The following is a 12607-nucleotide window of genomic DNA, read 5'->3' as shown; positions in this document are numbered from 1 at the left end:
TCATGAACAACATACTCTCCCGTATCAGCAAAATCGCTGTCGGCTTCTTCCTGCTGAGCAGCTTGTCCGCCCATGCGCAAAGCAGCAGCGACGCGCTGTACCAAAGCCTGGGCGGCAAGACCGGCATCAGCACTTTCGTCAATTCCTTCGTTGCCATCGTGCTCGAAGATACGCGCATCAACAAGGCTTTCAAAGAGACCGATACTGAAAGACTGGCCAGCCTGCTAACCGAACAATTCTGCGAACTCAGCGGCGGCCCTTGCAAATACAGTGGCCGCAGCATGGCAGAATCGCACAAGGACATGCAAGTCACCAATGCCCATTTCAATGCCCTGGCAGAAGACTTGCAAATCGCCATGGAGAAACATGACATACCATCATCTGTACAAAACAGGCTGATCGCCAAACTCGCTCCCATGCAACGCCCTATCGTCACCAAATAAGAAATCGTAAAGACTGACTGGAATCAAGATGAAACCATTTCTGCAAAATTATCGTCTATTGAAACATCGTCTCTTGCTTGTTCTGGCTATGCTACTGGCAACAAGCTCACCCATGCTGGCGCATGCAGCCAAACTGAACTTCCTGGCGGTCGATAAAAATGGCAATCCCATGCCTGATGTCGTGGTGTATGCAACGCCAACAGGCATGCCCTTACCAGCGACTGAAAAAACAGAAGCAACCATAGCGCAAAGTGATATGCAGTTTTCACCGTATGTGACGGCGATACGCACGGGCTCGCAAGTCAAATTCCCTAACTACGACAAGATGGAACATCATGTGAAGTCCTTCTCGGCAGTCAAGGAATTTGAAATCAAGACCTATGAGCGTGGTGTCGTGCCACCACCAGTGATCTTCGACAAACCTGGCATCGTCATCGTCTACTGCCTCTTGCATAACTGGATGCGTGCCTATGTGCTGGTGCTGGATACACCTTACTTTGTCAAGACTGACCAGAATGGTGTGGCAATGCTGGATAAACTGCCGGATGGGAATTACGAGCTGAAAGCCTGGCATCCCAACCTGGGCAGTATCAAGCCTGCTCTGAGCCAGAGCATCAAAGTCAATGATCAGTCTGCACCGGTCAAGTGGCAATTTGATTTTGTACCTGTGCCAAGAAAGTCAAAATCTCCGGGCTAAAAAATGAGGCCGGGCGCGAGTGCCCGGCCTCATCCTACCTGCTGTCTATCAACTAGGCTTTGCTCAAACTCTCCAGCCATGCGGCAAACTCTTTATCCATGCCTGTGCCCCAGGACCTGACCAGGGCCTGATAACGCGGATAATCACCACTGCGGGTGAACACCAGCATCTGCTCTATCTCCGGCCTGTGTTTTTCCATCATGAAGCGCACTGCCAGATAACCCCAGCTATAGATGCGAGCCGTGCCATTATTGTTTTCATAGCCGGTATCGAATAACTGGCTCAAGGCATAAGTCTTTTCTCCTGCAGCCTTGATGGCAGCAGGATTATCCTTGCCCCTGGAAACATATTCGGCGATGCCTTCTGTCCACCACACCAGATAAGGTGTCAGCGGTGCGGGCCTGGCGCAGTTTTCTGGTGGCGCATGTGAGTCATGCAGGTTGGCGCAAAAGTCTCCGTATAGATTGAAACGGCCATCAAGGTAATGCACATACTCATGCCCGAGGTTGAGCACACTGCCATCTTTTTTCTGGTTGGCGACAAACTCAGCCTGGTTACCTGGTCTTTCAGGATAGCCTTCCAGATACATGCCGCCATTATTGGTAGGCATATCAAAATGCTGGGTAGCATATTTGACGAAGTCTTCCTTGGACTGATAAATATTGGCCCTCAGGCTGCTGTTGTGGTCATCCCTGACTGGCTTGCCTTTGGTCGCAAACATATCGTGGAATTGCTGTTCAAGCGCACCCAGCATCTGACAGGACTTGCGTTCATCTTCCGGCGTCAATGCCTGTGAACGCAGGCTCAGCGTGGGGCTGCACTCATGCACATGCGTAAGCACTTTTTGTATTTGCTGTTCACGCTCAAGCTCACGCGGGCCTGGTGTTTGCTGTGGACTTGTACTGCAGGCAGCCAGTCCCAGACTCAGGGCTATTAGCCCGGTATTTCTGATTTTCAATTCATCTCCTTTTTCTGTTTTTGCTTCTATTTGTCTGCGTCTACTTCTGCGTCTGGTTCTATTTCTGCTTCTATTTCTCTGTTGATAACAAGCTTTATATCTTGATATCAGCCCGTTGTAAATATGCCGCAAATATTTTATTAATATACCTTAAATATATTTATATTGGTACATTTGAGTCCCGCCGGAATTTGCATTTCATCTTTTCTGTATCAAATCCGGCGGCGACCAGCAATGACATGCGAGCAGCGAAAACCACCACTGCACTCATACGCAGCGTGAAAAGCGGCACATGGATTTGCCCAATATAAAGAGAAGGATGGCCTTGCCTGACGCCAGAAAAGCAGGAGCCAGACCCGGAAGATATCCATTTCAGCCTAGCTAATTTGCTGGAATGGAGGTGGCTGTTCATTCGAGGGATTGAATAGTGAGACTGAGGGCAACCTCAAAATTATGGAGCATACTTTGAAAAACTTACCAACAATGAAAAAATCCGCATTGGCCATTTCCCTGGCGCTGATGGGATTGCAAAGCGCCTATGCACAAGATACAGCGCCTGTACAAAAAGTGGTCGTTACAGGTTCCAATATCAAACGTGTCGATAGCGAAACAGCCTCTCCCGTGCAAATCCTGACACGTCAGGAAATCATGGAAAGTGGTGCCAACACCGTCAAGGACATCCTCGACAATCTCAGCAATAATGACCACAGCGCCATCAGTGACCTGGGTGGTGCCAACTCCTGGGCCAGCGGCGCGTCTGGCGTATCCCTGCGCAATCTCGGTTTGACTGCCACTCTGACTTTATTGAATGGCCGCCGTCTGCCCAGCTATGGTTTTGCTGATGGCTTGCAAGCGACCTTCGTCAATATTGATGCCATCCCGGCAAATGCGATTGAACGCATCGAAATATTGAAAGATGGCGCATCTGCGATTTATGGTTCCGACGCCGTCGCCGGTGTCATCAACATCATTACCCGCAAAGACTTCAAGGGCGTGACCCTGAATGCCAGCGCCCAGCAATCGCTGCGCAACAGCATGCTGAACAAATCGCAGACTGCTTCGATTACCGTCGGCACTGGCGACTTTGAAAAAGATGGCTATAACATCTTTGGCCATCTGGAAGCCTATCACCGTGGCGCGTACAAAGATCGCGACATTTTCAATATGCTGCCTGAGTGGTACCTGAAAATGAATCCGGACCGCGCCGCCCTCTCTACCGGCGCGTATCCTGGCAACTATACCGGCCGCTACCCTGCCAACTATGCAGATAAAACCCTGGCTGGCAAATCCTTCACTACTGCTGCGCCAGGTTGCGCACCAGAATTGCTGATCGGTGGCTTGTGCCGTTATGACTACTGGAAAGACAGTGATGCCAATCCTGCGGCAGACCGCGTCGCCTTCTTCAGCATGGGCAGGAAAAAACTGGGTGACAACCTGACTGGTTTTGCCGAAATCAATTTTTCCAACACCAAGAGTACTTACTACACCTCTGTCCCACGCAGTAATATCACTGGCGTACCACTGACCTGGTATGACTCCATCAAGGGTCAGATGCAGTACTTTACCGACCCGCAACTGCCGGTTGGTCATGCTTTCAATCCTTACTCTTTCCCGGTAGGTTTGAATTATCGTTTCGCTGATAATCCAGAGATGTTCAAGAATGTCGGTGAAGCCAGGCAATACCGTGTAGTAGCAGGCCTGGAAGGCAATCACTTTGGCTGGGAATGGGATAGCGCCATCGGCAGGATGAGTTCTACTGCGACACAAAAACAGCATCTGTATCGTGACCGCTATGGTTATTACGATGCCATCGTCAAGGGCGAATACAAGTTTGGCGGGACCAACTCGCAAGCCGTGCTTGACAAGATGTTCCCTGAAATGGGGTCGCACGGTACATCCACACAAACCTTTTTTGACTTCAAGGCCTCGCGTGAACTGATGGCGCTGGGCGGTGGTCCTTTGCAATTGGCAACTGGTTTTGACCTGCGTCATGAAACTTTCGAGCAAGCCAGTAGTGACAATGTATTGAATGCCCAAATCGTCCAGTTCAGTGGCGTGTCTATACAAGGTTCACGCAATGTCGGTGCAGCATTTGCCGAATTGAGTGCGCCTTTCACCAAACAGCTGGAAGGTAGTTTTGCCCTGCGCGCAGATAAATCCGGCACGACTGAAGTTGCGGTCGTACCAAAACTGGGCTTATCTTACAAGGCCACAGATTTCCTGATGTTGCGCGGTACGGCAGCAGAAGGCTTCCGCGCGCCCAGTTTGCCAGAGACTGGCAATGGCGGCGCATCCTGGTTCAATAATGGTTATCTTGATCCCAAACGCTGCGCCATGGCGACACAAATGTCCGACGCCTTGAAAAAGGGCAATGCCATCGACCAGGCCAATGCCAGCACTGCCTACAACCTTGGTTGCTCAGTCAGCTTCCCTGCCCGTGTCTTGCCCAACAAGGATTTGAAACCAGAGAAATCCAATAGCTTCACCCTCGGCCTGGTCTTGCAAGCGACCAGGGACACCAGCATCACCATCGACTATTACAACATCAAGCGCCGCGATGAAATCTCTGTTTTGGGTGTCGATGAAACCCTGGCCAATGAAGACAAGAAAGCTGGCCTGGTTGAACGTGGTGCCATGACCACCCAGGATATCGACCTGGCCCAGCGCGCGTCCGAACTGGCAGGCAAACCCCTGGGCTTTACCATTGGCCCTATCGCCACCATCGGTGCGCAATATGCCAACCTGACCAAGACCAAGGTTGCCGGCGTCGATGTGGATGTCAACAGCAAATGGAATCTGGGTGAAGCAGGCAAACTCAATACCGGCCTGGAAATGAATTACCAGACCGACTATCGTAGCTGGAGTTCATTCACGAACGACTATAGTGAAAACTATGTAGGCCGTCGTGGTGTACCAAAAATCCGCGCCATTGCCAAACTGGGCTGGGCCAGAGGTGACTGGAACGCAGGCACACGCATCTACTACACCAGCGGTACAACACTGAGCTGGGGTGACCTCGACAGCGCCAATACCGAGCAAGGCTGTATAGACCGCGGTGTCGCTGCCGACCAGTGCAAGATCGCTGCTGATACCACTGTGGATTTCTCGCTGAATTACAAAGGCTGGAAAAACACCTTGCTGACCATGAACCTGTTCAACGTCTTCAACCGCGACACCGTCATGCAAATGCGCCCAGGCAGCTCCTTGCCTTTGCGCGGTCGTGTGTTGAAACTGTCGCTGGAACATAAGTTTTAAGACAGTGATTTAAAAAGATCAAAGGCGATCACATTCAAATCAAAACCGATAAATCAACCGGTTTTGACGTTGTGGTTGTCTTTGATTTTGCTGTTGATTTTGACGTTGAGGTTGTTTTTGACGTTAGCAGTTCCCCATGTGTCGACGCCGTTTGTGCGGTACAGAAAATGGATTAAGAAGGACCGCTGTTTGAGCGAAGCGAGTTTCGGGCCTTCCCATTTTTTGTACCGCACAAACGGGAACCCCCTTTAGGGGGCGACGACGCCTGGGTCGCCTTTTTGGCCCACCTTTTTTGGCGAGACAAAAAGGTGGGTAGCCGCCGGTCTACCACCGGCCGGCAATCTAAAAATACGTGCGCAAGCATTTGAGAAGGAAAGACGTAAAACAATAAGTATGTGAAGTTAAGCACCTGACAGCACGTCACAAACACCCCTGGATTCCAGCTAACCCCACGCTGGAGTGACGTAAATATACGCACGGTGCATTACGCTGCAACGCAATTGACAAGCGTGCAAATACTAACGTCAAACGTACGCCACTATGCCGATTTCGTCATCCCCACCAACACAAACCATCAAGACCCAATCCCCGCCTTATACTATCCTCCCCCGCATCCATAAAAACCCACACCGGAGTTCCAGCATGACATCAGGCATAGGCGGTTCCACAGCAGAACTAGAATTAGCCAGCATCCAGGCAGACTTGAGCGACGTCAGCCCCATCAGCGCAGCAGAACGCCAGGCCAGGGTAGAAAAAGCAGCCAGACTGATGCAGCAAAAAGGCGTGGATGCGATGATACTGCCCGCAGGCAGCAGCCTGTATTATTTCACTGGCTTGCGCTGGTATCCCAGCGAACGCCTGACGGCTGCGATACTGACGCCAGATGCCAGGCTGACTTATGTCTGCCCTGAGTTTGAAGACTCCAAGCTGCGCGAAACTCTGGGGGCAGATGCTGATATTCGTTTATGGCAGGAAGAAAATGATCCCTGTCTGCTGGTCAAGAATTTTTTGCAGGATGCGGGCTACAAAACAGCTATCATCGCGCTCGATGAAAACGCACCTTTCTTTGTCTTTGATGGCTTGCGCCAGGTCTTGCCACTGGCACAAATCATCAATGCCAGCAGCATCACGGCAGAATGCCGTATGCATAAATCTGTGGCCGAGCTGGCCATCATGCAAAAGGTCAAGAACCTGACGCTGGAAGTGCAAAAGAAAGCAGCAAAAATCCTGCATGAAGGCATCTCTTCTTTTGAAGTAGCCCGCTTCATTGACCAGGCACACCGTGCCTATGGCGGCAGCGCATCAACATTTTGTATCGTCAGCTTTGGTGAAGCGACTGCCATGCCGCATGGCCCGGATGCAGAGCAATTCCTGCGCGAAGGTGACATGGTACTCATCGATACCGGTTGCAAGCTGCATGGCTATAACTCGGACATTACCCGCAGCTATGTGTTCGGTAAACCCAGCCAGCGCCAGCGAGATATCTGGGAGCTGGAAAAAGCTGCCCAGGCAGCCGCATTTGATGCGGCACAAATCGGCGTGCCGTGTGAACAAGTCGATGCCGCCGCCAGGAAGGTATTGGCCGCAGCAGGTTTTGGTCCTGACTACCAGTTACCGGGCCTGCCCCATCGCACCGGCCACGGCATAGGCCTGGATATCCATGAATGGACTTATCTGGTCAAAGGCAATCAGCGTCCGCTGGCGGCTGGCATGTGCTTCAGCAATGAACCCATGATCTGCATAGAGGGCGAATTTGGCATACGCCTGGAAGACCATTTCTATATGACGGAACAGGGGCCGCGCTGGTTCACTGGTCAAAGCCATGCGGTCGATGCGCCGTTTGGCCGCGGCTAAAAACCAGGTCAAAAAAAACCGGCAAATAGCTTTGCCGGTTTTTTATACTTCCAGACCTGATCTGGTGTGATCTGGTACCAGATTTATTTTTTCTTCACAGGTACAGGAGCTTTAACCGCATTCTTGGATTTCAGGAATACCGGTCCCCAGACCGGATGACCAATTTCAGCGGCTGATAAATTGAAAGCTGGATCCAGCTTCAAAGCCTTGTCGAATTGTTGACGGCACAATTGCGTACGGGATGTGACGCAATAGCTGAATGCCAGAATCTTCAGGGCACCGAGTTGTACATCCTTATTATGCCCGTTCCATATTTCAGTCGCGGCATTGAGTTTTTTGATGGCTCCGTTGTAGTCACCTGCATCATACAGGGCAGTACCATCTTTCAAGGCCTGCACATCTGCATTGAGCGCGGGAACTGCTGGCTCTACCGGTGGTGGTGGCGGTGGAGGCGGCGTTTCTTTTGGCTTTACTACGGGCTTGGGTGCCGGTGCCTGTTTGGGTGCGGTTTCGCAACCCTGCAAGATGGTGCATGCCATCACCAGACCCGTCACATAGAGCGCTTGGGTTAATTTCTTCATTTTTGTTCAGCTTTATTTATTTGTAAATTCATGTTCTATGGTTGCCGCACTGTTTTTTCCAGCATCGATTTCAGTAATGAAGTCGGGAAAACCAGGATTGGTCACCCTGATCTTGTGCTTGCCTGCGGTCAAACTTATGTGCTTCAAAGGCGGACTGGCACCTTGCTGCACACCATCTACAAAAACCGTGCCCCAGGGTTTGATCGCCAGCTTGAGATTGAGCTTGGTGGCGGCAGCCTTGGCAGCTTTAACTTCCTTCAGGCGCGCTTGCGCTGCTTCAGCAAATTTACCCTGTGGATATTGCTGCAAGTATGCACTGAGCGTCTCAGGGGTGACTGTATTATCGTCTTTTAATTTGTCCCAGGCCAGTTTCTCCGGATCTGGTTTTTCTTCCGCTTCCGTCACACTGGCTGCCACAGGTGCGGCGTTACTGGCTGCAACTGGCTCGGTTTTAGCAACCGGTGCAGCCACAGTTTCCGCACTAGCTGCGGCAGAAGTGGGCACTGACTGCTGCGCCAGGGCAAGCGCAGCATCACTTGTTTTGTTGCTACCCGGACGTGTTGCAAAATAGCCTGCCAGCAAGACAGCTGCTGCCGCCAGCATGATAAATGGCAAAGGACGAGCGCGTACTTTAGCTGCCAGCCCGCCACCTTGCACTTGCTCCTGCTGGGCCTTGGGTTCTGGCCTGTGGGTTTTTACGGCTGTCGGGTCTTTACCCGGCGCTGTGCTCAGCATTTCCGGCCCGTCAGCCTGTATGCCAGCAGTGTGTTCTTCCCTGCCCTTACGCGACTTGCGCACCGAAGCAAAAGAGCTGATTCCCAAAAGCTGGCGGAATTCTTCCATGCTCTGCGGGCGGTCTTGCGGCTGGATAGCCAGCGCCAGGTCTATGGCCTTGAGGAACTTGGTACTAAAACCTGCATGCTCACCATCCTGCATGGGCAACATGGTGTCTTTTACTACCCGGCCTACCGATATAGGAGGTGGCGATTTCATGATGGCGAAATACATGACAGCTGCCAGGGCATAGATGTCTGTCCACGAGCCCTGGGGCATTTCCACATCATCGGCATATTGCTCTATTGGCGCATAACCGGGCTTGAGGATGACCGTCATGCCCTGAGTCATGTCGCCAATGATCTGACGGGCAGAACCAAAATCCAGCAAGACAGCCACGCCATTTTTTTGCACGATGATATTGTCGGGTGATATATCCCTGTGCAATATCTTGGAACGGTAAAGCGTATCCAGGGCTTCGAGTATCTGCTTGAAGATGAATCTGAGCCAGGCTTCGGTCACCAGTTTGGGGCGTTTGTTGACAATTTGCTTCAGGGTATGGCCATCATAATGACGCATGACCATGTAGGCAGTCTTGTTTTCTTCCCAGAAGCGATACACCTTGACCAGTGAAGGATGATCAAACTGGGCCAGCAGGCGCGCTTCATTGATAAAGCTTTTCAGGCCAGCCTCAAAAGTGGCTTTATGGCGTTCAGATCTGACGGTGACACTGGTATCGGCAGAACGTCCGGCCAGAGCACCAGGCATGTATTCCTTGATGGCGACCGTACGTTGCAATGAATGATCGAAGGCCAGATACACGATACCAAAGCCACCCTCACCCAGAATTCCGGTGATTTCAAAGTCATTCAGCCGCGTGCCGATAGCGAGACAATTCTCGGTACCTGCTACAGGTGCAGTTGAGGCTTCAGTGGCGAGTATTTTTTCTGTGTTCAAGGCTTACTCGGATTGTAGTTTCTTGGTTGAAGCAGCAGCGGCATGATATTCACGTCTCGGGCTACTGCTTCACGCATAAATTCAGCTGTTATCTTATTTATCGTGCAGACAAATGGCAAAAGCCGAGAAATTATCCCTGTTAATTGCTTTTGACGTACTAATATTTTTTTCTGCAATGGCATTCATTTTACTCAACCAGGCCTCACTACTGCCTGTTGTTGCCAGACAAAATTCCATTTCGTGCTCATGTACCCATTCCCAAAAGCCGTCGGTACACATGAGAAAAGCATCGCCCTCGCGTAAATCCATGGCATCTGCCGTTACTTCCGGGCTACTGTCACCTTCTGCGCCTATCGCAGCAAACAGCATATTCCGCTGAGGATGATGGCGTATGCGCAGATAGTCAGCCATCCCCGCATCCACCATACGCTGGGCCTGACTATGGTCTTTCGACACCATCTTGATCCTGCCCTTGCGAAAGTGGTAGATCCTGGTATCCCCCATATGTGCCCACAGGGCACAACGATTACTCTTGTCTATCAGCAGCGTGGCAATAGTGGTGCTCATATGCCGCTGAACTGCATTATCACGCTTGCTTTGCGCCACCTTCACAATGGCCCAGTCCAGATAAGAACGCAAAGCCCTGGAACTGAATGAAGCTTCCTGGACAAATTTTTCCATGACGGCATCGATGGCTATCTTGGCTGCCATTTCGCCGCCAGCATGACCACCGGTACCATCTGCCAGTACAAAACAGGCAAGGCCGTCTTCATGAGCCCAGGCCAGCGCATCTTCATTATTATCTCTACCGCCTATGGCGGTGAATTGCGCTGTATCCAGATGCATGACTGGGGAAAGTGTAAGGTTTTGCACAGAAAACTAGCGATTCTGCTCTGCTTTTTCTACTTCTTTCTCATAGGCAAGCAAAAACTCTTTACCAAACAGGGCTTGAAACTCATCTTTTTTACCAGATGAAATAGTATCAAATAACTCACTGAACTGGTCCCACATGGCCGCCTTGCGCCTTGCCGGGTTAATCTGGTCCAATAAGCCTGGCGTACCCAGCTGTGCTTCTACATGAGCAGGCTGCAAATTTTTCAGGATGGCTTCTGTCACCGCCTTATTGCCTGCTGCCACCCCCATCTGATGGGTACGTATGTCAAAAAAAGCATCTTCCATCGCCTCTGCCGGTGCCATGAAACCAGGCATCTTCTTGCGCAGCATCTGGGTCAGGACGGTTTTACTGTCCGGGAAAAATTTTAAGGGATTGTTTTCCCTTAACACAACCATGGTTACTTCTGCTTTCACTTCACGTTTCAGCAGAGCACGTTGAGAAAGCTCTTCCATTGCCCCTTGTACAGAGGCCGCCATGAACTTGCCCAGGGTTTCCATCAATTCCACCGTCAGGCCAGAAGCCAGGTTCAGTTGCTGCAAACCGGCGCCTTGCAAAAAGGCCTGGATGAGTTCATTGGCATTGCCGACAGCTTTGGCAGTCTCTGCCTTGTTGGCATGGCCATCATTTGCGGCAACTTCAGCCTGAGGAACAGGTTTACTGATGGGCCCGGCAACTATCTCGACTGGCTGGCTGACAGCTTCAGGACGCAACAGGAATTGCGGTGGTTGCACTGTACTTTCTTCTTTTGCAACTGATGTAGTGGGTGCAGTTGGTGTAATAGCCTGTGGCTGGGGCTTGTCTTCCTCAACAGCTTTCACTTCAATGCTGTCCGTTGCAGATTCAGGCACCGCAGGTACGGAAGCTGCAGTTTCCACAACTGCCTGCGCTGCATCACTGGCAGCGGCAGCCTCTGCGGCCTCAGCACGCAATACATACAGACCTATCTGTATCTCGTCGCCCGGATGAATTTCAAATGCTGTCTCAGCCTTGATTTCCTTGCCATTGATGCTGACAGGATTAGCCAGGCTGAGATTATTGATAAAATGCTGACCACCAGTGCTCCAGACATGGGCCTGGGTACGCGAAACAAAGTGTTTTGGATCTGGCAAGGCCAGGAAATTCTCTACATTACGCCCTATCGTTGCTGGTTCTGGTCCGAATACTGCAAAAACAGGTGTATCTGGTGCTTCGTTATTATAAGAAACAACGGCAATTTTAATCATTAGTGGCACTCCAAAACCATTTTGTATCGCCTGTAAAATAAGTATCCTGAACAGGCCGTTTGAGATAATCTTACGACAGTGCTTTTATGTTGACACTTTTGCAGGAACAACAAAGGACTAGCGCAAAACAGTTCTGCCATTTTGCGTTCAGTCCCTAGTTGATAACTTGCCATGTCAACACGTACTCGAAGCTTACCCGATTATCATGAAATCGGCGACTCAGCCGGGTCAAGTTTTTCGGTTTGCAGCAAACATTGAGACAAAGTACGACATTTGCTACCAAATATGTCATGGAATTTTAGTATTACTGAACGCAATCTAGCGAAATGCATCTCAGGTTTTTTAGGTCGACGCTGTTTTCGTAACGGCATATAGTCTGGATATTTGTTATATATGAGGCAATGGTAATGAGCAAGTCTGAACACAATGAGCCCGCATCATCAGAAGTTACGGGCACATTTCATTATCAGGAATTGATAGAGTCGCGCCTGGGCCAGCCTATTGCTGCAGATTTGCTGGAAGCGGAAGCACAAAGACTGGCCGCGTCTCCCGGTGCCAAGCTGGCAGCAGGACGCGTAGCACTGGGCTGGACGGTGGAACAGGTGGCTGCCCAGCTCAAGCTGGCACCACGGCAAATCATTGCACTTGAAAAAGACGACTACCCCACCCTGCCGGAGGCAGCGATAGTCAAAGGCTTCACACGCGCATATGCGAAGCTGGTGAAACTCGACCCCGACCCCATTCTGGCATTGATCGCGATCGATGCGGATAAGATAAAACGACAGGCCACCCAGTCAGGTGCAACCAAACGCCCAGGCAACCCGCCAGCAAATCAGGCTTTCCCTCTGGGCATAGTGATCTGCCTGTGTATTGCTGCGGCACTGGCTTACGCTTATTTCAACTTGCAGCATTAAGCCTGTGCCTGCAAGCCCTGCCTGCTCTCACGAACAGGCAGGGCTTTGTGCCATCA

The 12607-nt window shown here is 51.0% G+C and carries 10 protein-coding genes; 5 read left to right on the top strand and 5 right to left on the bottom strand.

Annotated elements, in window-relative coordinates; genetic code table 11:
- Positions 1 to 2 precede the first annotated feature (2 nt).
- Positions 3 to 443 (top strand): group I truncated hemoglobin, encoded by a 441-nt coding sequence (locus tag DFR42_RS09985; protein WP_110254797.1) that lies wholly within the window; start codon positions 3 to 5, stop codon positions 441 to 443.
- A 28-nt stretch (positions 444 to 471) separates the two neighbouring features.
- Entirely contained in the window at positions 472 to 1140 is a 669-nt protein-coding gene (locus tag DFR42_RS09980; protein ID WP_110254796.1) for a cupredoxin domain-containing protein, read from the top strand.
- 52 nt (positions 1141 to 1192) lie between these two features.
- Here DFR42_RS09980 and DFR42_RS09975 read toward each other — a convergent pair whose 3' ends face one another.
- Entirely contained in the window at positions 1193 to 2098 is a 906-nt protein-coding gene (locus DFR42_RS09975) for a collagenase (protein WP_211324230.1), read from the bottom strand.
- Between the two features lie 483 nt (positions 2099 to 2581).
- On the opposite strand from DFR42_RS09975, the gene DFR42_RS09970 reads away from it, so the two are divergent.
- On the top strand, positions 2582 to 5353 hold the full coding sequence (locus DFR42_RS09970; protein ID WP_170133478.1) for a TonB-dependent receptor plug domain-containing protein: 2772 nt from the start codon (positions 2582 to 2584) through the stop codon (positions 5351 to 5353).
- 642 nt (positions 5354 to 5995) lie between these two features.
- Positions 5996 to 7207 carry a M24 family metallopeptidase gene (locus DFR42_RS09965; protein ID WP_110254794.1) on the top strand — a complete coding sequence of 404 codons (1212 nt, stop codon included), beginning with the start codon at positions 5996 to 5998 and terminating at the stop codon, positions 7205 to 7207.
- A gap of 83 nt (positions 7208 to 7290) precedes the next feature.
- Here DFR42_RS09965 and DFR42_RS09960 read toward each other — a convergent pair whose 3' ends face one another.
- The 4 genes from DFR42_RS09960 to tagH form a co-directional block, all read right to left on the bottom strand.
- Complete coding sequence (locus DFR42_RS09960; RefSeq protein WP_110254793.1) at positions 7291 to 7788, bottom strand: TssQ family T6SS-associated lipoprotein; 498 nt, start codon at positions 7786 to 7788, stop codon at positions 7291 to 7293.
- Between the two features lie 12 nt (positions 7789 to 7800).
- Positions 7801 to 9519 carry a serine/threonine protein kinase gene (locus DFR42_RS09955; RefSeq protein WP_110254792.1) on the bottom strand — a complete coding sequence of 573 codons (1719 nt, stop codon included), beginning with the start codon at positions 9517 to 9519 and terminating at the stop codon, positions 7801 to 7803.
- A gap of 93 nt (positions 9520 to 9612) precedes the next feature.
- Positions 9613 to 10365 (bottom strand): PP2C family protein-serine/threonine phosphatase, encoded by a 753-nt coding sequence (locus DFR42_RS09950; protein ID WP_110254791.1) that lies wholly within the window; start codon positions 10363 to 10365, stop codon positions 9613 to 9615.
- Positions 10366 to 10398: 33 nt separating this feature from the next.
- Complete coding sequence (gene tagH / locus DFR42_RS09945) at positions 10399 to 11637, bottom strand: type VI secretion system-associated FHA domain protein TagH (protein ID WP_110254790.1); 1239 nt, start codon at positions 11635 to 11637, stop codon at positions 10399 to 10401.
- Positions 11638 to 12044: 407 nt separating this feature from the next.
- Between tagH and DFR42_RS09940 the strand changes: the two genes are divergently transcribed.
- Positions 12045 to 12551: a helix-turn-helix domain-containing protein gene (locus DFR42_RS09940; protein ID WP_110254789.1), complete on the top strand. Its 507-nt coding sequence runs from the start codon at positions 12045 to 12047 to the stop codon at positions 12549 to 12551.
- The last annotated feature ends 56 nt before the right edge of the window (positions 12552 to 12607 follow it).

Origin of the sequence: Undibacterium pigrum, assembly GCF_003201815.1 — a bacterium.
In the GTDB taxonomy this organism is placed as follows: domain Bacteria; phylum Pseudomonadota; class Gammaproteobacteria; order Burkholderiales; family Burkholderiaceae_D; genus Undibacterium; species Undibacterium pigrum.
Note: the sequence above shows the minus strand (reverse complement) of the source record. Positions and strands in the feature narration are given on the sequence as shown.

Coding starts and splice junctions, on each gene's coding strand:
- DFR42_RS09985 (WP_110254797.1), top strand. CDS start 3: ATGAACAACATACTCTCCCGTATCAGCAAAATCGCTGTCGGCTTCTTC.
- DFR42_RS09980 (WP_110254796.1), top strand. CDS start 472: ATGAAACCATTTCTGCAAAATTATCGTCTATTGAAACATCGTCTCTTG.
- DFR42_RS09970 (WP_170133478.1), top strand. CDS start 2,582: ATGAAAAAATCCGCATTGGCCATTTCCCTGGCGCTGATGGGATTGCAA.
- DFR42_RS09965 (WP_110254794.1), top strand. CDS start 5,996: ATGACATCAGGCATAGGCGGTTCCACAGCAGAACTAGAATTAGCCAGC.
- DFR42_RS09960 (WP_110254793.1), bottom strand. CDS start 7,788: ATGAAGAAATTAACCCAAGCGCTCTATGTGACGGGTCTGGTGATGGCA.
- DFR42_RS09950 (WP_110254791.1), bottom strand. CDS start 10,365: ATGCATCTGGATACAGCGCAATTCACCGCCATAGGCGGTAGAGATAAT.
- tagH (WP_110254790.1), bottom strand. CDS start 11,637: ATGATTAAAATTGCCGTTGTTTCTTATAATAACGAAGCACCAGATACA.
- DFR42_RS09940 (WP_110254789.1), top strand. CDS start 12,045: ATGAGCAAGTCTGAACACAATGAGCCCGCATCATCAGAAGTTACGGGC.